This window comes from Flammeovirga yaeyamensis, from assembly GCF_018736045.1.
Lineage (GTDB): Bacteria > Bacteroidota > Bacteroidia > Cytophagales > Flammeovirgaceae > Flammeovirga > Flammeovirga yaeyamensis.
On the sequence record NZ_CP076133.1, the window covers coordinates 837,275 to 861,970 of the forward strand.

Annotated in this window: 18 protein-coding genes; 16 read left to right on the plus strand and 2 right to left on the minus strand. The window is 34.1% G+C overall.

Annotated features, from left to right (window positions below; all coding sequences use genetic code 11):
- Positions 1–36: 36 nt before the first annotated feature.
- From KMW28_RS23375 to KMW28_RS23440, 14 genes are all read left to right on the plus strand, one after another.
- Positions 37–3,069, plus strand: coding sequence for a glycoside hydrolase family 2 TIM barrel-domain containing protein (locus tag KMW28_RS23375; RefSeq protein ID WP_169661979.1), 3,033 nt, complete (start codon positions 37–39; stop codon positions 3,067–3,069).
- A 119-nt stretch (positions 3,070–3,188) separates the two neighbouring features.
- Positions 3,189–4,427 carry a glycosyl hydrolase family 28-related protein gene (locus tag KMW28_RS23380; RefSeq protein ID WP_084006045.1) on the plus strand — a complete coding sequence of 413 codons (1,239 nt, stop codon included), beginning with the start codon at positions 3,189–3,191 and terminating at the stop codon, positions 4,425–4,427.
- A 303-nt stretch (positions 4,428–4,730) separates the two neighbouring features.
- Positions 4,731–7,769 (plus strand): glycoside hydrolase family 2 TIM barrel-domain containing protein, encoded by a 3,039-nt coding sequence (locus tag KMW28_RS23385; protein ID WP_169661978.1) that lies wholly within the window; start codon positions 4,731–4,733, stop codon positions 7,767–7,769.
- 822 nt (positions 7,770–8,591) lie between these two features.
- Positions 8,592–8,993, plus strand: coding sequence for a hypothetical protein (locus KMW28_RS23390; protein ID WP_169661977.1), 402 nt, complete (start codon positions 8,592–8,594; stop codon positions 8,991–8,993).
- On the plus strand, positions 8,965–9,345 hold the full coding sequence (locus KMW28_RS23395; RefSeq protein ID WP_169661976.1) for a hypothetical protein: 381 nt from the start codon (positions 8,965–8,967) through the stop codon (positions 9,343–9,345). The genes KMW28_RS23390 and KMW28_RS23395 overlap by 29 nt, the downstream gene beginning before the upstream one ends.
- A 50-nt stretch (positions 9,346–9,395) precedes the next feature.
- Entirely contained in the window at positions 9,396–9,893 is a 498-nt protein-coding gene (locus KMW28_RS23400; RefSeq protein WP_169661975.1) for a hypothetical protein, read from the plus strand.
- 31 nt (positions 9,894–9,924) lie between these two features.
- On the plus strand, positions 9,925–10,752 hold the full coding sequence (locus KMW28_RS23405) for a hypothetical protein (protein ID WP_169661974.1): 828 nt from the start codon (positions 9,925–9,927) through the stop codon (positions 10,750–10,752).
- Between the two features lie 197 nt (positions 10,753–10,949).
- Complete coding sequence (locus tag KMW28_RS23410) at positions 10,950–11,792, plus strand: SDR family oxidoreductase (RefSeq protein WP_169661973.1); 843 nt, start codon at positions 10,950–10,952, stop codon at positions 11,790–11,792.
- 70 nt (positions 11,793–11,862) lie between these two features.
- Complete coding sequence (locus KMW28_RS23415) at positions 11,863–12,249, plus strand: diacylglycerol kinase family protein (protein ID WP_169661972.1); 387 nt, start codon at positions 11,863–11,865, stop codon at positions 12,247–12,249.
- Between the two features lie 58 nt (positions 12,250–12,307).
- Complete coding sequence (locus tag KMW28_RS23420) at positions 12,308–13,330, plus strand: PDDEXK nuclease domain-containing protein (RefSeq protein WP_169661971.1); 1,023 nt, start codon at positions 12,308–12,310, stop codon at positions 13,328–13,330.
- An 18-nt stretch (positions 13,331–13,348) separates the two neighbouring features.
- Positions 13,349–13,816 carry a hypothetical protein gene (locus KMW28_RS23425; protein ID WP_169661970.1) on the plus strand — a complete coding sequence of 156 codons (468 nt, stop codon included), beginning with the start codon at positions 13,349–13,351 and terminating at the stop codon, positions 13,814–13,816.
- Between the two features lie 42 nt (positions 13,817–13,858).
- Positions 13,859–14,323, plus strand: a complete 465-nt coding sequence (locus tag KMW28_RS23430) for a hypothetical protein (RefSeq protein ID WP_169661969.1) — start codon at positions 13,859–13,861, stop codon at positions 14,321–14,323.
- A 13-nt stretch (positions 14,324–14,336) separates the two neighbouring features.
- Positions 14,337–15,134 (plus strand): hypothetical protein, encoded by a 798-nt coding sequence (locus KMW28_RS23435; protein ID WP_169661968.1) that lies wholly within the window; start codon positions 14,337–14,339, stop codon positions 15,132–15,134.
- A gap of 222 nt (positions 15,135–15,356) precedes the next feature.
- The gene (locus KMW28_RS23440) at positions 15,357–15,794 is read left to right on the plus strand and encodes a hypothetical protein (protein ID WP_169661967.1); all 438 of its coding nucleotides are present in this window, start codon (positions 15,357–15,359) and stop codon (positions 15,792–15,794) included.
- A 59-nt stretch (positions 15,795–15,853) separates the two neighbouring features.
- On the opposite strand, the gene KMW28_RS23445 is transcribed toward KMW28_RS23440, so the two are convergent.
- Entirely contained in the window at positions 15,854–16,696 is an 843-nt protein-coding gene (locus KMW28_RS23445) for a sialate O-acetylesterase (protein WP_169661966.1), read from the minus strand.
- 230 nt (positions 16,697–16,926) lie between these two features.
- The gene (locus KMW28_RS23450; protein ID WP_169661965.1) at positions 16,927–18,402 is read right to left on the minus strand and encodes an arylsulfatase; all 1,476 of its coding nucleotides are present in this window, start codon (positions 18,400–18,402) and stop codon (positions 16,927–16,929) included.
- Between the two features lie 332 nt (positions 18,403–18,734).
- Here KMW28_RS23450 and KMW28_RS23455 point away from each other — a divergent pair, with 332 nt between their 5' ends.
- The gene (locus KMW28_RS23455; RefSeq protein ID WP_244994585.1) at positions 18,735–20,279 is read left to right on the plus strand and encodes a sulfatase family protein; all 1,545 of its coding nucleotides are present in this window, start codon (positions 18,735–18,737) and stop codon (positions 20,277–20,279) included.
- Positions 20,280–20,517: 238 nt separating this feature from the next.
- A complete protein-coding gene (locus KMW28_RS23460; RefSeq protein ID WP_169661963.1) occupies positions 20,518–24,609 on the plus strand; it encodes a hybrid sensor histidine kinase/response regulator transcription factor in 4,092 nt (1,363 codons plus the stop codon).
- Positions 24,610–24,696 lie beyond the last annotated feature (87 nt).

Here is a 24,696-nt window from a genome sequence, read left to right on the forward strand (position 1 = left end):
AGACATCTTTGTATAGTCATTCAAAATGAAATTCAAATGAAGTACTTACTTATTATTGGGATACTTTTTTCATCCCTATCACTTTTTGCTCAGCAAAGAATTAACTTCAATGAGCAATGGAAATTTAAATTAGACGATCAAACTGGCGCAGACAAAACCAACTATAATGATAAAGATTGGAGAAATTTAAACCTGCCTCACGATTGGAGTATCGAAGGAGAATACAACGAAAATCATCCGATGGGTGATAAGTGTGGTTACCTTCCTGCCGGTATTGGTTGGTATAGAAAAACGATTCAAGTACCAAAAGAATGGAAAGGTCAGTCGGTACACATCACTTTCGATGGCGTATTTATGAACTCTACGGTTTGGGCGAATGGAAGAAAATTAGGTAACCGTCCTTTCGGGTGGATTACTTTTGAATATGATATCTCTAAAGAGGTAGACGAAAATAATGAAATCACTTTTGCAGTTCGAGTGGATAACGATTTACAACCGTCTGCAAGATGGTATACAGGATCGGGTATTTATGCGAACACATGGATTGATGTAAAATCCAAACTTCATGTACCAATGTCGGGTATCTTTATCAAAACGGAACAAGATGAAGTGACGATCACAACAGAGATTCAAAACGATTTCGCTAAAACACAAAAAGGAAATCTAGTGACCTCTATTGTCGATGCCAATGGTAAAGAAGTAGCTGTAGCTGATTCTAAATTTACGATTGATGGGAACGGACATCAAGAAATAACGCAAAAGGTGAAAATAAAGAATCCACATTTGTGGTCTATCAATTCCCCTTACTTATACAAAGCAATAACTAAAATAGCATCCAAAAAAACGAAAGAAAATTACTCGACTAACTTTGGTGTTCGCGATGTAGAATGGAAACCTGGTGAAGGACTATTTATCAACGGTGTAGAAACAAAAATGCAAGGGGTGTGTAATCACCAAGATGCAGGAGCTTTGGGTGCAGCGGTTCCCGATAAAATTTTAAGATTCAGAATTCAGCAATTGAAGGATATGGGTGTGAATGCTATTCGTACTTCTCACAATCCTCAGACACCTCAGTTCTACGATATGTGTGATGAGATGGGAATGCTTGTGATGGACGAAATTTTTGATGGATGGCACAAAAAAGCACCCAACGATTATGGTGCTCACTTCTTCGAGGAGTGGTGGAATAGAGATCTAACGGATTGGATCAAAAGAGATCGTAATCACCCATCGATCATTATTTACTCGGTAGGTAATGAGACAAAAGGGGAGGAAGCAGCCAAAGCGTTAGTAGAAAGATGTCATGAATTGGACAATACAAGACCTGTTACTTCTGGTCACTCAGGTTCGGATCATATGGATATTTTTGGTGTGAATGGCCATAGTGAACGTAAAGGTTTCTTCGATCATTTATCGAATGACAGAGTATTTGTAGGTACTGAGAATACACATACTTGGCAAGTAAGAGGTTATTACAGAACAAAAACATGGTACAGAGATGGTTATCCATGTGTTCGTCACCAACCGTATGAGTACCCGGATTTAACAGATGAAGAAGTATTTACATACGATTGGACGACTTCCGCGAACAAAAGTAGCTATAAACAAATCTTTAATTCGAGTTACGATAACGCAATGGTTCGTCTAACATCTAGACAAAACATTGAGCAACTTAGAGACATTCCAAATTATGCAGGTTCGTTTAGATGGACGGGTCACGATTACATTGGTGAAGCAGGTTTTGTTCACGGTGGATGGCCTTTCAAAGCATTTATGGGTGGAGCAATCGACATGGCGAACTTCGAAAAGGATTTATTCTACCTGTATCAGTCGCAATGGACAAACAAACCAATGATCCACATTTTACCACACTGGACACATCCTACATTAGAGAAAGGAATTGAAATTCCAGTATGGGTATATTCCAATTGTGATGAAGTCGAGTTGTTCTTAAACGGTGCATCATTAGGTAAACAAAAACCAGGAAAATCGTGGGATAAGATGCAATGCGAGTGGTTAGTAGGTTATCAAGAAGGTGAACTGAAAGCTGTTGGTTATAAAGATGGAAAAGCGATTTTGAATGAAGTGATTAGAACTGCTGATGCTCCTGCCAAAATCAAATTATCTGTGGATGGAGAAGGTATGGCTAATACTTTGGAAGACATTGTTCAAGTTCGTATAGCATCAACTGATAAAAAAGGAGAGTTCTATCCTTATGGAGAAAATAGAAGCTTCTTTAATGTAGTCGGTGCTGGTAGAATTAAAGCTTTAGATAACGGTAGCCCGATTGATGTAGAAAAGCATTATGAGGCGACAGATAGAATTGCGTTTTACGGATTAACTAGAGCGTATGTGGAGTCGACAGATGCAGATGGCGATATCAATTTGTATGTGGGATCGATTCTAGGCGAAAAACGATTGATCACCTCAAACCAAGTGAACATCGATGTGGAGCAAATTACGCTGAGAGGAAAAGCATCCAATGGAAAAATCAGTATCTATTATACTACTGATGGATCGACGCCAACAACATCATCTAAAGAATACAAACAAGCCTTTGATATTGAATTAGGAACGACGGTAAAAGCATTGGTATTACTAGACAATAAAAAACTTTTGAGAATGCAAGAGGAGTTTGCAGCTGATGCTGGTTTCGAATGGAAAACAGTGATGGCAGCAGCCAATCCTGGCGGAGACCAAGCGGAAGACGCCGCTTTCGATGGAGTAACAATTTCTAACGAAGGAGCCAATTTTAACGGCAAAGGTTTTATCGATTACGGAAGAAACGAAGGTGGTTATGTGGAGTTCTATCAAGAAAACGACGGTAGCGAAGGGGAGTATACTTTAAAACTAAGATACTCTGCTGCTAAGAGAGATATTAAAGAGCATACGTTAACGTTAGACGTGAATGGAGAGAAGCAGGTCATTGCTTTACCATCATTCGATAACTACCGTAAGGAGTGGAGAGAATTTGAGGTGAAAGTACAATTAGGTATGGGAGCCAACACTATTCGTTTAACCGCTCTAAATGTTAATGGTTTCTGTTTAGACGAAATGAAGGCCATTTAAATCTAAGAATTCAAACTTTTAAAATATTTAATGCTGATATTTGGACGAACGTTGAGAGTCCATACACTTTCAACTTCGTCCCATCCTCAGCGATTTGGGATTTATAATTAATTAATGAGATGAAAAATTATTTTATTCTTTTCTGTTTCCTTTTGGGATTTCAATCATTCGCCCAAAAAGAAAGTGATTTTTACACTGACAAAATCAAAGACGCTAAGAAAAAAGTTGATTTGGTAAAAGACTATAAGGTCAACAATAAAGACGATCAGGACGATAGTGAGAAACTGCAAAAAGCGATTGACGATTTAACTGCTTCAAGTAAAGGTGGTGTGATCAACATTCCTGCAGGTAAATATTATTTCAAAAATGTAGTTCTTAAATCGAATGTTCATATTATCATCGATTCGAAAGCGACAATTTATGCTACTTACCCTGGTAATAACAAGAACTTTGTGATCATGTCGTTTGGCGATGAAAAGCACAGAGCAACCAACGTAAGTGTAAGATCGAACAAAGACATGTACACTGTTGATTTGAGTGTTTCTCAGAACAAAAACGTAAGAATGTTCCAATTGGCGAACTCTGAAAACTTCCTGATTGAAGGCATGAACATCTTGGATGACAATACTAAATTCAATGGAATTACTTTGGGTTATGTCAAGTACAAAGGAGAATATGTGATGCCAGAAAATGGTGTCATCAAAAACTGTCGTATCGAGAAAGCACACTACGGTTATGGATTGATTCAATCACAAGCAGCTAAAAATGTATACTACGAAAACATTTGGGGTGATGGTGGTGTAACACTTCGTTTAGAAACAGGTTTGAAGAAAATGAACGACCTTCAAGTAGGTGGTAACTTCAATATTGTAGCGAAAAACATCTATTGCCAAAACGGTAATGCTGCTTTAATGGTATCTCCTCACTCTATCCAAAACGGACACGTGGAAGCGGAAAATGTAGAAGCAGTCAACTGTGGTTTTGCAGTAAGAGTAGGTAAAGGTTATGTGTCTAAAAAACAAAAAGTAGACAACCTTAAGCCAGGTACATATGCAGGTACTTCTAAAATCACGAACGTGAAAAGTACTTACGGTACGACAGCGCAAGTAAAGTCTAAGCACTTTAGATATATGCCTTGTGAAGATCGTAAATTAATCGACGGTAAGAACCCTGACGGCGAAAGCTACAAAGCACCATCATGTGCAACGGTAGTAAACACAGCCGAAGGAAAAGGCGGTGCTGCAAAAGGGTATTGGAACATCGAAATCACTAATGTGAAATCAATCGGTTACCCTCACCAAAAGAACGATATTATGTATGAGAAAGATGCAGTGAAAGACTGTAACGAAGGGAAGTAAGCCTTTATATATTTAGCATAGAATACGAATCAGGTTAGTTTATTTTTAAAATGAACTAACCTGATTTTTTTTATGCCTATCAACGCTCTATTTCAATTTTTAACCTATTCATCTGAGTTCGACGAGAAATATTTTTCATCGAACTCAGGTGATTATTTATTGAATAAAATGTGTCTTTATTCTCTTGTGTATAAATGACTTTATATCAGCCGGTTATCTTGGTAAGAACACATAATATACACAGAGGGTCATTTTTCAAAGATGGCAAACAGATATTTGTATTGTCATCTAACATGAAATGAAATGAAGCATTTACTATTAATTTGGGGAATATTTTTACTAACGTCCCTTTCAATCCAAGCTCAAGAGAGAATAAATTTTAATGAGCATTGGAAATTTAAATTAGGCGATCAAACCGGAGCCGATAAAACCAATTTTAATGATAATGATTGGAGGAAATTAAACTTGCCTCATGATTGGAGTATTGAAGGCGACTATAATGAAAACCACCCGATGGGTGATAAATGTGGTTATTTACCTGCCGGTATTGGTTGGTACAGAAAAACAATTCAAGTGCCTGAAGAGTGGAAAGGTAAATCAGTAAATATCACTTTTGACGGAGTGTTTATGAACTCTACGGTTTGGGCTAATGGAAAAAAATTAGGAAATAGACCTTTTGGGTGGATCACTTTCCAATATGATATTTCTAAAGAAGTAGATACAAATAACGAAATTACTTTTGCTGTTCGTGTAGATAACGATGCTCAACCTTCTGCAAGGTGGTACACAGGTTCAGGTATTTATGCAAACACATGGATTGATGTAAAGTCAAAACTTCATGTGCCTATGTCGGGTATTTTTGTAAGAACAAAAAAGGACGAAGTAACTATTACTACTGAGATTCAAAACGATTTTGATAAAACGCAAAAAGGTGAATTGATTACATCTATTGTGGATGCCAATGGTAATGAAGTGGCAGTGGCCGAATCAAAATTAACTATCGGTTCAGGAAAACATCAAGAAATAACACAAAAATTAAAGATCGCTAATCCACACTTATGGTCAACTGTTTCTCCATACTTATATAAAGCAATCACTAAAATTTCTTCGAAAAAAATCGATGAAGAATATATAACAAATTTTGGTGTTCGTGATGTAGAATGGAAGCCCGGGGAAGGGTTATTTATTAACGGAGTAGAAACTAAAATGCAAGGGATTTGTAATCACCAAGAAGCAGGTGCTTTAGGGGCTGCAGTTCCTGATAAAATTCTAAGATTTAGAATCCAACAATTGAAAGATATGGGTGTGAATGCTATCCGTACTGCTCATAACCCTCAAACACCTCAATTCTATGCAATGTGTGATGAGATGGGAATGATTGTAATGGACGAAATTTTTGACGGTTGGCACAAAAAAGCGGCAAACGATTACGGGGCTCATTTCTTTAAAGAATGGTGGGATCGTGATTTAACAGATTGGATCAAAAGAGATAGAAACCATCCATCAATAATTATCTATTCAGTAGGTAACGAAACAAAAGGAGAAGAAGCCGCGAAAGCGTTGGTAGAAAGATGTCATGAACTAGACAATACACGCCCAGTTACTTCGGGTCACTCTGGTTCTAATCATATGGATGTATTTGGTGTAAATGGTCATAGTGAACGCAAAGGTTTCTTCGATCATTTATCAAACGATAGAGTGTTTGTGGGTACAGAAAATACACACACTTGGCAAGTAAGAGGTTTCTATAGAACAAAAACATGGTATAGAGATGGTTATCCATGCGTTCGTCATCAACCTTACGAATATCCCGATTTAACAGAAGAAGAGGTATTTACGTATGATTGGACAAAATCTGCTAACAAAAAAAGTTACAAACAAATATTTACTTCAAGTTATGATAACGCAATAGTTCGTCTTAATTCAAGACAAAATATTGAGCAATTAAGAGACATTCCTAATTATGCAGGTTCTTTTAGATGGACAGGTCATGATTATCTTGGAGAAGCAGGTTTTGTACATGGTGGTTGGCCTTTCAAAGCATCTATCGTTGGAGCTATTGATTTAGCCAATTTCGAGAAAGATTTGTTCTATTTATACCAATCTCAATGGACTTCTAAACCAATGATTCACATTTTACCTCACTGGACACACCCTACTTTAGAGAAAGGAACAGAAATTCCAGTTTGGGTCTATTCTAATTGTGATGAAGTGGAATTGTTCTTAAATGGTCAATCTTTAGGAAAACAAAGCCCTGGAAAATCATGGGATAAAATGCAATGTGAATGGCTAGTAGGTTTCCAAGAAGGCGAACTGAAGGCAATTGGTTATAAAGACAGAAAAGCAATTGTTAATCAAGTAATAAGATCAGCAGATGCTCCTTCTCAATTGAAATTAACAGTTGATGGTGAAGGGATGAAGAACCAAAAAGAAGACATTGTTCAAGTACGTATAGCCTCGGAAGATGCTAAAGGTGAATTTTATCCTTATGGTGAAAATAGAAGTTTTTATCACGTTGAAGGTTCAGGTAAAATCAAGGCATTGGATAACGGAAGTCCGGTTGATGTGGAAAAACATTTTGAAGCCAAAGATAGAATTGCCTTTTATGGTCTGACTAGAGCATATATTGAAAGTACAGATGCTGATGGAGCTATTGATTTATATGTTGGAGCAATCTTGGGAGAGAAAAGGTTGATCACTTCAAAACAAGTACATATCGATGTTAAAAAAATCTCACTAAGAGGTAAATCTTCTAAAGGAAAGATCGACATTTATTATACTATTGACGGTTCAAGACCAACAACAGCATCTTCAAAATATACAGCACCATTCTTAATTGAATTAGGAACAACAGTTAAAGCAATTGTTGTTTTAGAAAACAAAGAAATCATGAGAATGCATGAAAAATTTGCTGATGATGAAGGTTTTGAATGGAAAACAGTAATGACAGCAACAAACCCTGGAGGTGATCAAGCAGAAGACGCCACTTTTGATGGTGTAACTATCTCTACCGAAGGTGAAAACTTTAACGGTAAAGGCTTTATTGATTATGGAAAAAACGAAGGTGGATATGTAGAGTTCTATCAAGAGAACGATGGTAGTGAAGGAGAATATACCTTAAGACTAAGATACTCTGCAGCTAAGAGAGATATTCAAGAGCATACGTTAACGTTAAACGTGAACGGTAGGAAACAGGTCATTGCTTTACCATCGTGTGATAAATACCGTAAAGAGTGGAAAGAATTTGAGGTGAAAGTACAATTAGGTATTGGTGCCAATACGATTCGTTTAACCGCTTTAAAAGTAAATGGCTTCTGTCTAGACGAAATGAAAGCCATTTAATCAAAAAAACATTAGACAATCCTTAAACCAGGTACATACAAAGGTACTTCACTTAAATATAAAACCCCACAGCTTGAGTAAGTTGCGGGGTTTTTCTATGTAGAGATGTTATTTGTATGCGGTATTAGAATTTCTTTGAATTTTTGGTGTTGTTGAGTAGATTGGGTGGAGTTGTTCAGCTTACTTGTAGAAAGAATCATTTTCAATATATCAAGATCAAAAAATGAATCAATATGAAATTCATCAAAATATTTTTTTCTATTCTATTGATAATAAGTTTTATAATTACTTGTCAAATAGATGGTTGGTTGCTTTTAATATTTGGAATTTTCTTTGGGTTAACATTCTTACTTCAGTTAAAATTAATTTGGATTGAGGACTTTACTGGCATTAGGATACTTATTATCATTACTTACTTTTCAACTTTAATTATGCTTTTATTTAGACATGATTTTGGGGACTCAAATGTAAGTGGTATTAACGTAATAAGTCTTTTAACATATAAACTTGGTCTCATTGGGTCAAAATATTATGTAGATAATACAACTACTTTTGATATGATTATAAACCTTATGTGGGTTGGAATAATACCCATACAATTGTTTTTACTACGGAAATATTATAGGATAAAAACTATCAAGGAATAAATCATTTTCATATATAAAAGCTGGGTGATATATCAATTTCCAGTTTATTTTTTTCGTAAGTCTTAAATAACTTGTAGAAGTCACATAAAAAGAAGTTTATTTGGCTTGGAGAGATGAATAGAGTGATAATATATAAGCATATTAAAAGTGGAGTAAGCTATAATTATTTACTAACATGCTAAAATCAAAATTATACAATGATATATTAATTTCATCTTTAAAAGAAAATGATGAATTTAATGATCTATTTTCCAAACAGATTCCGTTTCTAAATGAAGGAACTACAGAACATACAGGTGTAGGTCTTTTTATTTCTTTTGACTCTGATAAAGAGATTGATCAATTTAGATTAACGGGAAAACAATTAGAGATACGTTTTAAAGATTATTCTCATTCATTTGATGGTTTATTTATTAAAAATTCGGAGTTAAATATTTTAGCCGGAACAACCATACATATAGAAAATGGAATTATTGAATGTATTGAGATATTGAATTATTTAGGAGATTACCCAGAACATGATTTTAAAGTATATGAATTACTAAAGTATGATGAAGTATTCAAAACCGATAAATAGAAAATTAAAAGCCAAAGAATACAACTTACTTGAACACTTATTTAAATTAGAGGCTAAACACTTTTTGAAAACTCTACCAGAATTAGTAGTCATTGGAAGATGTGGATGTGGTGATGATCTTTGTCCAACAATACAACTAGGATTTAGTGGACAAACAGAAATAATTTATGGTGAAATTTTAATTGACTATTTTGGTATTAGTAACAAAGGGAACCTTATTGGTGTATCAGTTTTAGGAAACAAAAATCAACCTACAGAATTAGAATTTTGGTCAATTGATGGTGTGGAAGATGTGTCTGAGATACCAGATATAGATACGCTTAAGCCATTAAGCAAACTAATGATGGATTAAAAGGAGAAGCTCTTATTAAAATTTTATTTGATACAATAAAACAAACTATAATGAATTCAATAAAAGGCAAATTAGATAAAAGTGATTATGAGAATTATGATGACTTTTTAAATTATCAGATAGATGGATATTGGTTAGACGAAAAGCTAGAAGAGCTTTATCCTGGGAATATGTATCAAGGTACAGTTCCAACACTTTTATTTGCTTTAGAAGCAGAGGAAGAACGTGAGGTTGTTTGGAATAGAATTTTCCCTAAAGTAGGAAAAATAACTGTTTGTCCAATTTTAATGTGCCCCGATGACCTAGACTTTTCTTGTACTCTAATTGATGTTGAAATTGAAAATACAGGGAAAACTATCAAATGGAATAAGATGGGAATAGATAACACCGAAGCTGTTGAAGTTGAAAAAATTGGTTCAAAAGTAGGTTGGTTCGATAAAGTTAAACCTCTAGAATTCAAATTAGAAGAATATGAAAATATGCTTAACGAATTCAGAAAACACTTTGAGCTTGAAAAGAAAGCATTTGAAGAAATAAATAGAATTTAAGAAATTACTTTTTAATAGAACTATCAATAAAATGGACTTCCAAAAATTCACTCCTGCACAAACTCACATGATACTTTATCCGAGGAAATCAAAAAATTCGGATTTATTAAAATTCGCTTTATTTGATTTACTGTTTAAAGATATATTAATGATCGAGGAGGAATGGAAATATCCTCACCCAAGAAGCCAAAGAGAAAGCTTATATATCTACATTTCTAGAGGTAAAAAGTATAATCAATATATCAAGAGACCTCATCAAGATATTTTTCTGAGAACTTTTGAAGAAAAAAATAAAAGAATACAATTAAGGAAATTAATAAAAGAAGTATTGCCATCATGTGGAAATGGTCAAGGCTATAAAGCAATACAACTGAATAATGAATTTAAGAAATTCGGAATTTTTCATCAGCTATTGAGTTTAAAAGATTTCAACTTGTTTTTCTTAAACTCAAAAGGTAAAAAGTTAAGAAGTCAATTTAAGACTAAATTAGATACTTATAATAGAAGATTATTATCTAGAGATTTCTCAAAAAATGAATTATTAGAAATTCTAAAAGAGATAGGGTCTAATATTTTTTTACTTGATAATTTTAATTCTGATTTGATAGAAAAAATGGATGTCAATTTCTCTAATTTACATATTACATCACCTATGAAAGAAGTGTCAGAATATAATTTTGCTTTTGAAACAGCCTTCGATATGATGTCGATATCTCTATTGATGGACATGGATATATCAGATACAATTTCAAGTTCTTTTGAATCAGGTATGTATTTAGAATCAAGTAATTATGATTCTACTTCTACTTCTTTTGATGTTTTTGGTGGTGACTCATTTGATGCTGGTGGTGATTATTAAATTAATGTATTCTTTAAGTTTGGAAAAAGAACTATGAAACCATTTCGAATGGGAAGTTTTTCCACTTGAAAAACACGATGTGTATGATTAATACTTAATAAAATAATTGCTCGATTATTTTAATTAAGTAAATTTAGAATAAGAACTAAAATCTGACTTTTTAGAAATAAAAACTAACTATCAATATACTGTTTGCATTGCCTTTTATCACCTTTGGTAAAGTCGATGATATCAGAAATAATTATGAAAATGAACATTCTAATAACAGGCGGGAACTCTGGATCGGGTATTGTATCGCAAAACATCTGAAACAGAATGGTCACCATGTGATCGGAACTTCAAGAAACCCTTCCAAATCCAATGACATTGATATTCAGCTAATCGAGTTGGATATAACATCTAAAGAATCAATTGAAAAACTAACTGATAAGTTGGAGGAACAAAACTTTAGTGTAGATGTACTAATCAATAATGCTGGAATAGCGGTAAATGGCTGTTTCGAAGAAACAACTGAGGATCTAGCAAGAAAACAGGTAGAAACGAACTTCTGGGGAGCAATCTCTGTAACACGTAAAATATTACCGATTATGAGAAAGCAGGGTAGTGGAAAAATTATTTTCATTACCTCATGGGGTGGTTTAATCGGAGTACCCTATCAAAGCTTTTATTCGGCCTCTAAGCATGCATTAGAGGGAGTGGCAAAATCATTACGACATGAAGTGAAAGAGTTTGGAATTGATGTATCCACTGTAGAACCTGGATTTTTCAAATCAAACCTTCATAATAGCTTTACTTTGGCTCCTGAATCTATTCGAGATTACGATAAAAGTAGAACAAATGCGCTCCAAACCTTTGATAATTCAATTGAGAATGCTCCAGATCCTATAGCAGTAGCCAAAACAGTAAATCGTATTATTTATTCTAAAAAACCTAAGATGAGTTACAGGGTTGGAAAGGATGGATTTTGGTTACCTCTTTTGCAATTTTTTAATTTCAATCTATTCGAAATGGGTACTAGGAGGAAGTTTAATTTGCCTTAGAAATTGTTCTTATGCAGTAGTATTTTCTTTGGATGCTACTGTGTAATTTAAAGTTGAAAATCACACGTTTATGAAAGAAGAAAAATTTAAAATAAGTAAACGATTAAAAAGTTTTACGTATGCTTTTAATGGTTTGAAAATTTTGATTAAGGAAGAACATAATGCCCGAATACATGTACTTGCCACAGTTTGTGTTGTGATTTTAGGCATACTTCTAAAAATTACAATACTCGAATGGATTGCAGTTATTTTTGCTATTGGTCTAGTTATTTCTAGTGAAATATTTAATTCTGCAATTGAAAATATTGCTGATTACTTAACTAAAGAAAAACGAGAGGAGATTAAAAGAATAAAAGATTTGGCAGCTGCAGGAGTTTTAATATGTGCAATAGCTGCATTAATAATAGGGCTACTTATATTTATTCCCAAAATAATTGAAATATGTAATTCAAATTAACTATTACAAGCTTATAAAACATCACACCTTGTATAAAGAAAATCATTACTTTTGTCTTATGAAAAATGAATTAGAAAAACCTGAATATATTGATTGGATAATTGGTTTAAAATCTAAAATTCGCAAGGCAAGAAACAAACTAGTACAATCATTAAATAATCAGCTAATAGAGCTTTATTGGTTAATTGGACAAGAGGTTGTCGAAAAACAAGAATCTTCCAATTGGGGTAGTAATTTTATTGAACAAATAGCCAAAGAATTAAGAGGTGAATTTCCGGATGTTAAAGGTTTTTCTAGAAGAAATATTTATGCAATCAGACAATGGTATAAGTTTTATTCAGTAAAATATGAATTTGTGCCACACCATGTGGCACAAATACCATGGGGTCATAATAGATTGATAATATCAAAAGTTAAAGACTTAGATCATGCAGAATTTTATTGTCAACAAGTTTTAAAAAACGGTTGGGATAGAGACTATTTAGAATATAAAATAGAAGAGAATTTCCATGATAAAATCGGTTTATCATCAAACAATTTTCAAAATACATTACCCGAGGATCAATCTAAATTAGCTCAAGAAACTTTGAAAGACCCTTATAATTTTGACTTTTTAGGTTTACAAGATCATGCTTATGAAAAGGCTATAGAAGATGAACTAGTGAAAAACATTACAAAATTCTTATTGGAATTAGGAAAAGGTTTTGCTTTTGTAGGTCGTCAATATAAATTAGAAGTTAGTGATAATGACTATTTTATTGATCTCCTATTTTATCATCTTGAATTAAGAAGTTATATAGTAATTGAATTAAAAGCAGGAAAGTTTAAACCTGAATATGCAGGGAAATTAAATTTTTATTTATCCGCTGTTGATAGTCAATTAAAAAGAAAAGAAGATAATCAAACTATTGGAATTCTACTCTGTAAGAAAAAAGATAAAATTGAGGCAGAGTATGCCTTAAGAGATATAAATAAGCCAATGGGGATAAGTGAATATAAACTTACGGAAGCAATACCTAAAGATTTACAAACTAAACTTCCAACTATAGAAGAATTAGAAAAAAGGTTATCAAAGAGTTAATAGTAATCAAAAATTGAAATGAAACTAATTATTACAACAATAGCATCCTTTATCTATTTGCTATCATCCACAGCATTTGGTCAAGAAACTCAAACAAATAACCATATAAAACACTACAAAAAGGGAAATACTAATTGTGTGATTTTCCCAAGCAATTACATAGAAGAGTCTTATACCTTTTTAAATACCACCAACCAGAGGTTTACACCAACAATTGATGAGGTTAAAAAGGCAGAAGCTTACTTGGAGGAAAAGTTTTATCTTGAATATTTACTTAAATACAGACGTCAATATTTTGGATACATCGATGAACAGGGTAATAAGATATTGTATATAAATTGTTTTTGGTCTGAAAATAGTTTTCATCATAAAGAATGGAAAGAAACTATAGTAGTAGTTAATGATGGAGGAGATCATTATTGGCAAATTAAATTTAATCTGAAAACAGGTGTGTTATTTGATTTGTCAATTAATGGGGAAGGGTAAAATATTGAATAATACAACTCTAAATATCTATTTAAACAATACATGAAAACAACTTCAACATACATTTTCTATATTTTATTTAGCATTTTATTATCGAGTTGTGATTATGGAGAAAATCTGTACATCAGAAATTATGAAAGCGATACTTTAAATGTACAATTAAATTATTCGTTTAGAATGGAACATAAAAATTTCATTGTAAGTGATGAATTATTGAGTTTAAAGGAGATAAAAGACCACTCACTTTACGCTCAAAAATTACAGTATGAATATGATAGTTTGGATAGAAAATTAAAGTTTAAACTGTTACCAAAATCTACTACCCTAATCCCTATTAGTACAATTGGATATTTTGAGAATATAGTATTAGAACCAAATGATACATTATGGCTTAGACATAGTAATAATATTCCAATTGAATTAATCTCCAAAAAAGGTATGAGAAACTTAGTTTTTGATATCAAAATGGATGTTTTGAGAGATTATATAAACAATACTAAAAATTGACTAAATTCTATTCATGAATATTTTTAAAAACAATCTTCGCAAACATTACTTTCTTGAGTTATTCAAAATAACTGATCAAACATCAGCTTCTCAGTTTGATACTCAAGATTTAGTTCTTCAGTCAGTAGAATTATTGGAAAAACTGACAAAGGAAAAAGCGAATCATTTTAGTTTAAATTATTCAAATAGTGGGTCGAAAACTATTAGAGGATTTAAATCTCAATATCAAAAGTCTAAAGAAATTGTCCAATGTTATGTGGATTTCAATTCTAATAAAACAAAAACTTATTTCACTGTTAGTAATTCAATACTGAACTATGAAAATGACTCAAAAAGACCAGAAAAATCATTGATTGATATTTCCTTTCAAATAAATCAAAGTTTAATTACGAAAGAAGAAATCGAAAATCTTGCTGAAGAATTGATACAAAGTTTTTCATTTGATTATGGCTATATTCATGAATTCCCAACCAATAAATATCATGGTGAGAAAAAAATGAAAAAAGGACTTTTTTCTACCTCAATTGATATTGATAAGATTGACCTTCTTTGGAAGAATCATCAAATAGAAATCATGAATGGATATATCAAAAAACTATATTTTATTAACTATCTAAACCAAAGTCAAATAACAAATAAAGCAATAAAAGAACTCATTCAATCAAATGGAGTTTGCGCTCAAGTTTCGGATACAATATTCAAATGGGAAGTAGAACCGAAAGAACATCAGGAACTCCTTAAAAATGAGGAGTTGCTGGATACATGTATTGTTTCTAAAGAGTCTCGTTTTTTGAGTTTTGATACTAAATAGATTTAAAAAATTATACTCATATTAGTTGACCTCTAGAATTTTTACTATCGATTACTCATGTTATTAATTATCACAATATTTTTAATTTTCATTACCTTAATAATATTTTTGTTCTGGTGTCATTTTATTCTGGTATCAATTCATAATAAATTGTATTTCCAAAGTATACTTTTATCAAGTATACCGATAGTAATTATTGCATCAATTTTATGGAAGTTTGAGATGATAAGCTTTTCAAGAGAATATTATTTATCTCAAAAAATTAAATATTACCTCAATATAGATTCTACAGTAAGTGAGGAGTATTCCAATAACTTTCTTTTTTCTAGTAATGGAGAAACATTCTCCGTAGAAAAATATAAAATAGAATCATATAATGAAGTGAAAATTAATAATGATTTTTTTAGATATTTCCCATCAATGGATTATGCAAATCATAAATGGAAAGAATGTCCAGTATCAATAGGAGAAAGGGATTTAATCAATTCATTTATCAGTTCAGTTGATAATAAATCCATTGAGAATGAAATTACAAGTTTAATAAGTTCTGAAGACAATTATTATTCATATATGTACGACAAAGATAATTACTATTACAAATTTTATCTATACAATAGGGAGAGAGGGTATCTTTACTTAATTGAACTTGGCATTGACTAATTTTATATTCTTGTGAAATAATGAATAAAAAAGAGGAGCTACCCCCTCTTCACAAATTCTTACATCACCTCCCCACAGAATGCTTCCGCAAATGCAGTCCCTAATCTTTTTTGACCTTCAGTGGTATAATGCACATTGTCATTTCGTTTTGGATAATCGCTCCAAGATTCGTCCATAGAAGTTGGAATCATATATAATCCTTTTGACTTATCTGCTGATGCTGACATTTGTTGTCGAACAATCTCCACACCATCAAGATAGTTTCCTCTTGGTGGACAATTGATTTGTCCGAAGAAGAACGGCATATCTTTCACTTTAAAATCGGTTCTATAGGCGTTGACTAATTTTTGTAGGTTTTCACCGTAAGTTGTAGCAGAAACCTCTAAACGTGTATCTTTTTCGCCTTGCATCCAAAGCATACCAATAATCTTTGCCTTAGGGTGTGCCGCTAAAGTGGTTGTGATCGCTTTTGTATGCTGCTCATATAGTTTCACTTTCTGACGTTTTTCATCACGTTCTGATAGCTTTGCAGTCTCCTCCGTCCAATTCGGGTTCCAAGCACCTAAAAGAGATGTCCCTCCTAAAGACTCTTTGACAAACACGAATTTTTTATCAGGAAATCGTTCATGTAAAGTGACGCCAAAAAACAATTCTGGCCCGTAATTACTTTGTCTTTTTGAGGCTGATTGATAAGATAAAGGGACCTCAGGTCGTCCATTAAAAACGATAGAAATCATTTCAGCCGCTTTGTCTACTCTTTGTTTGTCAGCCTCGCTGAGTTCATCAAACTGTCCCCTTCCGGCCATGTTGGATTGACCTCCTAAAAGGATAATATATGTTTCTTGTGCACTAAGAGTAAGTGATGCAAACACACAGAGAACGAATGTAATTAGTTTTTTCATTTAAGATGAATTGAGATTATTAGAAATAATGGGGAGGAAGATGAACGATCCAAGTGATGGGTTTCAACCCATCACCAAAACCGTCTCAGAATCACCCTAATTGTATAACCCTTTGTGATACAAAAGTAGGGTTCATCCACCTTCCTCAACGAGGGGTTTCAACGCCTCGAATATGTAAGGGTAGAAACAAAGTCTTCAAATGATCATGAACCTTAGGATGTAAACACCACCTAAGAGTTCTTCTTCGCCTCAGAGAACAACGGGAAAGTCTCGTTATCCACTCTAGCGTTTTTCATGATCTCTTCAATTTCTTTCACCACTTCAGGATGTTGATCACTCACATCTTCCATCTCTTCAGGATCGCTCTCCAAGTTATACAGCTCTAATTTTGCATTTCCTTTCGTGATGTTGTATTTCACCCCTTTCCATTCTTTCAAACGAACAGCTTGTCTACCACCTCTAACAGGAAGTTCCCAATACATATAAGGGTGTTCTTCTTTTTGTTCTTGACCAAGAAGGGAAGGTAAAAATGAGATACCATCTGTAGGTGCACTTACTTCCATACCCACAATGTCGGCTAAGGTTGGTAATACATCCCAGAAGGCAGAAATATGATCTGATGTAATACCGGCTTCAATTTGATTAGGCCATTTCACAATGAAAGGAGTTCTTACACCACCTTCATATAAATCTCTTTTTACACCTCTAAGGTTGCCACCACTATTAAAGAAAGCAGGATCGGCACCACCTTCTTGATGCGGGCCATTATCAGAGGCGAACATGATGATTGTATTGTCTGCAATACCCAATTCTTCTACTTTATCTACAATCTGACCTACATAGATATCCAAAGTATAAATCATAGAAGCAAATGCTGCATGTGGTGTTTCTTGTGGGCAATACATCTCTTTTTTGATGTTCGGACCATAATCAGAAGTATAACGCTTCGATTCGTCGTGAGGCGTTTCAGGGTATCTACCTCTAAACTTCTCGATTACCGAATCTGCGGGAGCAATTAACTCTGCATGAGGTAAAGTATAAGGAACATACACAAAGAAAGGTTTGTCCTTATTGTCTTCTATAAAATCCAATGTTTTTTCCTGAATCACATCAGGAGCATAAGTTACTTTATTGGTCCAATCGTTACCTGGTAAAAAGTCTTTTTTATCGTTTTCCCATAAATACTCAGGGAAATATCTATGTGCTACACGCTGACAATTGTAACCATAAAATTCATCAAATCCTTGGTTAATCGCATCGCCTTCACTGCCGATAAAACCTAATCCCCATTTACCAAAAGCACCTGTTTTATAACCAGCATCTTTCATTAACTCTGCAATTGTATAAGCCGATGCCGGAAGAGGAGTTTGTCCTTCCTGTCCTTTCAATTCTTTATTACCACGGATAGGTGTGTGACCAGTATGCTGCCCTGTCATTAAAGTCGACCTTGATGGTGCACAAACGGCAGACCCACAATAGTGTTGGGTAAATTTGACACCACCTTCTGCTAATGCATCAATATTAGGTGTGGTAAATTTTTGTTGACCATAACTACTTAAATCTCCATAACCCAAATCGTCAGCAAGAATATAAATAATATTAGGTTTCTTCTTCGCACTGCTATCACTTTTGCTTTTGTTGGATGAAGCACATCCACCAAGCATCAATATCGTGATCGCAAACATATAAGTTTTAAAACACTTCATTTTCTATTATTTGATTTCGAAACATGTTGTTTTTTGCCGTCTACAAGAAGGCAACACTAATTAAATTGATTGAAAATAAAGATCTGTCGTTGCTGGTTTTCTTCTTGTGCTTAACCGTTCACTACTTTTTTCTACCACCAAAAAAAGGACATAAAGCAGGACAAATCTTCAAAATAAGGGGGAAATATTCACTATTAAAAATAGGGTGTTACTTTTTGATAATGATGGAATTACAGGGGTTTAAAAAAAACAAGTGTATCTGTGTTTACTGCTTATAAACAGGTGATTATACGCTCAGGCACACTTTAATAATGCTTAAATACAGATTTAATATGGCTTTTAATCAAATTGCAATCAGTAATTTTTTAAACAAAACCATCAGTATGATAATCGAAATGATTACGAGAATGAAATTGAACTTACAGCATAGCATCTTTTTCTTTTTATCATTGATTTTTGGATTGACTTCTTGTCAGTCATCCAGGTCAACAGCACAGTTAAAAGAGGCCGACGATAGACCCAATATTATTCTATTTGTCTCCGACGATCACGGTAAAGATGCCCTAGGTTGCTATGGAAATCCCGTGATAAAAACACCCAACTTAGATCAGTTGGCCGAAGACGGAACCATCTTTAATAACGCCTTTTGTACAAGTGCTAGTTGTGCTGCAAGTAGATCGGTCATCTTAACAGGTAAGTTCGGTCACGCTACAGGTTCATATGGTCATACTCACGATTATCATCACTTTAGTACGTATGAAACGGAAACTTCCCTTCCTATTATTTTAGAGGAAAACGGATATTATACGGCTAGAATAGGGAAATATCATTTGGCACCAGAGAAAGTATTTCACTTTCAGGAAGTGATTCCAGGTAATCAAAGAAATACAGTAGAAATGGCCAATAACGTCAAAAAAGTATTTGATAAAAACGAGCCATTCTTCCTATACTTCTGTACTGGAGATCCTCATAGAGGAGAGTCGACGGGCCCTAATTGGGACGATCCCAATAGCTTTGGTAATAGCAAAACAGGTTACCAAGGTGTAGAAGAAATTACCTATACACCAGAAGAAGTATTGGTGCCGAGTTTCTTGCCAGATACAAAAGAATCGAGAGAAGAATTAGCCCAATACTATCAAAGTGTTTCTAGAATTGATACGGGTTTTGGTAAAATGATGGAACACCTTAAATCCTCAGGTAAATTAGACAACACTATCGTTATCTATATATCTGATAACGGTATTGCATTCCCTGGCGCTAAGACAACTTTGTACGAGCCAGGCATGAACCTGCCGTGTATCATCAAGAACCCATTATTGAAGGAACAAGATAAAGTGAAAAACGAATTTATTTCTTGGGTAGATTTAACGCCAACAATTTTAGATTGGGCAGGGGTCAACTATCCTAAAGAACAATTCCACGGTCAATCTTTCGAAGGCGTTTTAAGTGGTGATGATGTTGCTGTAAGAGATGAGATTTATGCTTCCCACACTTTCCACGAAATCACGATGTACTATCCAATGAGAGTGGTACGTCATCAAAATTATAAACTGATTTTTAATATTGCTTCTGGGTTGGAATATCCTTTTGCATCTGATCTTTGGGTATCTTCTACTTGGCAACAAGTGTATCGTTCGAACGGTAAATATTTTGGTAAAAGAACGGTAGAAGACTATTTGCATCATGCGGAATTTGAGTTGTACGATTTGGAAAAAGATCCAGATGAAATTCATAATTTGGTAGATAGCAAAGCACATCAGGAAGTATTGGAAACCATGAAAAAGAAAATGAAACAGTTCCAACAAGACACCCAAGATCCTTGGAAAGTATTCTGGGATAAGGACTACAGTCTTCAAGGAACTGGACTAAATCTTTAATGTAACTTTGTGTGACTAAATAACTGAAAGAGGATGTCGATAACTTAAAGTGAGTTTAACATCTTGCATTAATAGACATCCTTTTAGGTTCACACAGAAAATCGCTTTTGCCTAAACTTTAACCTCATTATCTTTTTTTAGTATTCCGAATTGTCATTAAAATATTAAAAAAAGGTACTTTTGAGGTACACTAGACTACATTTTTAAATATTGAGCGTATTAAATTTTAACTATCGAAATGAAAGAAATGAAACTGTATTTTAATTTAGTAGTACTCACATTATTAAGCTTTACATCGTTTGCTCAACCGGCTTTAAATAATACTTTATACAAATCGTACTCTATGCCGGAGGGATTATCTCACTATGGAGTTACCTCTGTGATCGAAGATCATAATGGGTTACTTTGGGTGGGTACCTTTGATGGTTTAAATACATTTGATGGCTTCGAGTTTAAAACATTCAGAGATGAAAATGGACTGAACAGTAATCGTGTTCGTTCCCTTTTTCAGGACGATGAGGATAACATTTGGGTGGGTACCGACCATGGTATCAGTCTATATGATTATGCTACTCAGAAGTTTATCAACCTTCATATGAATTTAACACCAAGAGGTGTGAAAGCAGGTCCTGTGGTACGACAGTTTCAAAACTATGGTGATAAGATCTTATGTACTACAGAAAGATCAGGCCTTTTGATTTTCGATAAAAAGACAAAAAAACTAGAGCAAACAATCGATTTGCTGAGGAACGAATTATCCTACAAAACCATCATTTTACCCGATGATAAACTTTTAATTGCTTCTACTAATGCTGTCATCGTTTATAATCTAAGAAATCAATCCATAGAAAAAGTGAACGGTGCAGATAAGGACCGTTACATGGACATTGCCAAATACGACGACCGTACATATATAGCCATAGGAAGTAAGGGCGTGAATGTCATCAAAAAAAATAAGAACAATCAGTATATCTCACAAGCAAAACTTCTTCGAGAAAATAAGTACCATTATATAGATATTGATAAAGATCAGAATATTTGGTTGGCCCATAAAGAAATAGGGTTAGACAAATATTCCCTCAAGCGACTATTAAAAGAAAAAGAGCCACTAACTACTTTAAATACCTATCGAGTAAATACGATGTTTATCGATGAGGAAGGAAATAAATGGGTAGGCTCACTTCGTAAGGGCTTGTATCAAATACCATTTTACCAAAATGTGTTTGAGCAAAACAGATTACGTATCGGCGATGGATCACCTAAGTGGTCAAACCATGTATTGCATATTCAGAAATACGACTCAACAAATATTATCATCAATGTTCACTTTAGAGGGATTATCAATTTTAATACAGAAAAAAATATTATTGAGCCATTACCCGAACAATTTAAATACCTAAAAGGGCAGTCGAATGCTTCGATTTATATTGATAGAGAAGGTGGTCAGTTTGTGAAGAAATTCTCTAAACAGGGTATTCATTACTACATGCCTAAAGGCGGAAAAAAATGGCGTTTAATTAGAGCAGAAGATAATCAGTCGTTTGCCAATACGAAGATCAAAGATTTATTATTGGATAAACACGGGTATCATTGGTTTGCGACTTCCGATGGGCTTTACCGATTAAAATTATCGCATAATGGTAAAGTATTGCAATCCGAATTTATTAATGAACTGCCTAGGCTAACATCAAAGAAAATTGATGAACTACGATATATTTATGAAGATCCTAAGTATAACTTTATATGGATCGGAACGAAATACGATGGACTAATCCGTATCAACAATCAACCGGACAAGCCTTTGGCAAAAATGAAAAAGGCACAGTTTATTCACGATGAAAGTAATAAATATTCAGTGTCGAGTAACTTCGTTTCATGTATCCAAAGGTTAGATAATGGAGAATTGTGGATTGGTACTGAAGGTGGAGGTATTTGCTTGGTGGAAAATTCACAATTGGCCTCTACTTTTAAAAGGTTTGATATTTCTAATGGTCTAGATAATAATGTCGTTAAAACCATACAAGGTGATAAAAATGGCAAGCTATGGATTACCACTAACAAAGGTCTGAACGCTTTTGATCTGAAAAGCAGAAGTTTCAGAAACTTCACGGTTAACGACGGTGTGAGAATCTCTCCATTCGAGCCTTCGTCTGTTGTGATGGACGATGGTAAATTGGTATTTGCAGGAGGTAATGGATTACTTTATTTCTATCCTGAAGCGGTGGTCGATAGTGTACCAATGCCTAATTTTATGTTTGGTGATTTTAAGGTGTTTAATCAGAAAATTGCTCCATTAGATACGCTAGATGAGAAAGTGATTCTAACGAAGTCATTAGATAAGACAAAGAAAATTGAGCTGGATTATGATGAAAACGTCTTCTCTTTAGAACTGATTTCACTGCACTACACCAAGAGTAAAGGTCATTTAATAAAATACAGAATGTTACCTCAGGAAACAGAGTGGGTAACAGTGCCTTCAGAATTGAAGTTTGCGAATTATAATGGTTTACCTCCGGGAGATTATACCTTTCAGGTAGCCGTATCGAACTCTAAAAAAGAGTGGTCTGCAGTCAGAGAAATAGAAATAGTGATTCATCCACCGATTTGGAGAACGGTTTGGGCGTATCTACTTTATGTAGTGACCTTGATTGTTGTAGTTGTCGTTATTATGCGATTTATGCTTAGAATGAACAACCTAAAACACGATTTAGAATTACAACATATCGAAAAGGAAAGGGTAGAAGAATTAGATAAAACAAGGACAAGGTTGTTCATGAACATTGCTCATGAGTTTAGAACACCATTGACCTTAATTTCTGGTCCGTTGCAGATTCTGATCAATATGTTCGAATCGAACAACGATGCCAATAAGCATTTAACGTTAATTGAAAGACAATCGAAGAAAATGTTCCAATTGGTCAATCAGGTACAAGATTTCCAAAAGGCAGAACAAAGTTTATTAAAACTGAAGATGACTTCTTTCGATTTCACAGAATTAATTAACGAGATCAAGAAAGGATTTGATCAGTTGGCTGAACATACCAACAAAAAACTAACGGTGGTTGGAGAGGCACATCAGTTATTTACTATGGCCGATCGACAAAAGTTGGAAATTGTATTGAACAACTTATTGAACAATGCCTTTAAGTTTACAAAAGAAGGAGACGAAATCACTTTAACTTATGGAGTGAAAGACGAGAAACTTTTCTTTGCGGTATCTGACAACGGGTTTGGTATCTCAGAAAAAGATCTCCCTCATATTTTTGAACGCTATTATCAATCAGAAGATACAAATACTTCTACAGTGGGTTCAGGTATTGGTTTGGCTTTCTCGAAGAGGATTGTCGAATTACACTACGGTGAAATTAATGCAGAAAGTGAGAAAAATGTAGGAACGACTTTCAATGTGTTACTACCTGTGGAAGTGAACCTAAAGGATACATTCAACGAGAATCGTCTTCAAGAGGTTCTTCAGAAAGAAACCGACGAGGAGAAACAAAGAATTCTTCCTAAGGGAATTGAATTGCCAGAAAGCCTAATAGATGAATCTCTAAAAGAGTTGAACATCTACTATGTGGAGGACAACAGAGATCTTAGAGAATTTGTAAGTACTTCTCTATCCGATTACTTCAACATCACTTCTTTCGAACACGGTAAGCAATGTATGGAAGCGGTAGAATCGGAGTGGCCAGATTTAATTATCAGTGATATTCTAATGCCAGAGATGAACGGTTTGGAATTATGTAAAATGATAAAGACGGATATTCGAACGAGCCATATTCCAGTAGTGTTACTTACCTCACGTTCTTCGGTGGATGATCAGGTACTTGGTTTGGAGAGTGGGGCAGATGCCTACATCAGCAAGCCATTTGATATGAAACACTTAATAGCCACGACGCAAATGCTTCTCAAAAATAGAAAGCAATTGAGGGAGCGATTCAGTATCGATTTCCCTGTCGATGTAGAGAAGAAAAACAACAATAAGAGCGATAGAGTTTTCATGGAAAAACTCTACGGCTTGATGGAGAAATACTTGGACGATGAGGAATTGGATATCAACATTTTCATCAAAGAGTTGCATCTAAATCGTACGCATTTTTATCAAAAAGTAAAGTCGATTACCAACCATACACCTTACGAATTATTGAAGTTGTATCGCTTGAAAAAAGCCGCAGAATTCTTGGTAAAAGAGAAGCTGACCGTATCAGAAGTATACATGCGAACTGGCTTTAAGAGTAGAACGCACTTCAGTAGAATGTTTAAAGAACATTACGGAATTACGCCGGGTAAATATGGAAAAGAGGCGGTAGTGGAAGAGGAAACTGTTTAATCTATCACCATAGAAATACTTAAAATAGAGGATGTCTTATAATTCTATGAACCCTCCTATCAATAGTCCAGAAATTAATTTCTGGGT

Bases quoted from the DNA above. Each gene is read 5' to 3' on its own strand.
- KMW28_RS23375 (WP_169661979.1), top strand. From the start codon at position 37: ATGAAGTACTTACTTATTATTGGGATACTTTTTTCATCCCTATCACTT.
- KMW28_RS23380 (WP_084006045.1), top strand. From the start codon at position 3,189: ATGAAAAATTATTTTATTCTTTTCTGTTTCCTTTTGGGATTTCAATCA.
- KMW28_RS23385 (WP_169661978.1), top strand. From the start codon at position 4,731: ATGAAGCATTTACTATTAATTTGGGGAATATTTTTACTAACGTCCCTT.
- KMW28_RS23390 (WP_169661977.1), top strand. From the start codon at position 8,592: ATGCTAAAATCAAAATTATACAATGATATATTAATTTCATCTTTAAAA.
- KMW28_RS23395 (WP_169661976.1), top strand. From the start codon at position 8,965: ATGATGAAGTATTCAAAACCGATAAATAGAAAATTAAAAGCCAAAGAA.
- KMW28_RS23400 (WP_169661975.1), top strand. From the start codon at position 9,396: ATGAATTCAATAAAAGGCAAATTAGATAAAAGTGATTATGAGAATTAT.
- KMW28_RS23405 (WP_169661974.1), top strand. From the start codon at position 9,925: ATGGACTTCCAAAAATTCACTCCTGCACAAACTCACATGATACTTTAT.
- KMW28_RS23415 (WP_169661972.1), top strand. From the start codon at position 11,863: ATGAAAGAAGAAAAATTTAAAATAAGTAAACGATTAAAAAGTTTTACG.
- KMW28_RS23420 (WP_169661971.1), top strand. From the start codon at position 12,308: ATGAAAAATGAATTAGAAAAACCTGAATATATTGATTGGATAATTGGT.
- KMW28_RS23425 (WP_169661970.1), top strand. From the start codon at position 13,349: ATGAAACTAATTATTACAACAATAGCATCCTTTATCTATTTGCTATCA.
- KMW28_RS23430 (WP_169661969.1), top strand. From the start codon at position 13,859: ATGAAAACAACTTCAACATACATTTTCTATATTTTATTTAGCATTTTA.
- KMW28_RS23435 (WP_169661968.1), top strand. From the start codon at position 14,337: ATGAATATTTTTAAAAACAATCTTCGCAAACATTACTTTCTTGAGTTA.
- KMW28_RS23440 (WP_169661967.1), top strand. From the start codon at position 15,357: ATGATAAGCTTTTCAAGAGAATATTATTTATCTCAAAAAATTAAATAT.
- KMW28_RS23445 (WP_169661966.1), bottom strand. From the start codon at position 16,696: ATGAAAAAACTAATTACATTCGTTCTCTGTGTGTTTGCATCACTTACT.
- KMW28_RS23450 (WP_169661965.1), bottom strand. From the start codon at position 18,402: ATGAAGTGTTTTAAAACTTATATGTTTGCGATCACGATATTGATGCTT.
- KMW28_RS23455 (WP_244994585.1), top strand. From the start codon at position 18,735: ATGGCTTTTAATCAAATTGCAATCAGTAATTTTTTAAACAAAACCATC.
- KMW28_RS23460 (WP_169661963.1), top strand. From the start codon at position 20,518: ATGAAAGAAATGAAACTGTATTTTAATTTAGTAGTACTCACATTATTA.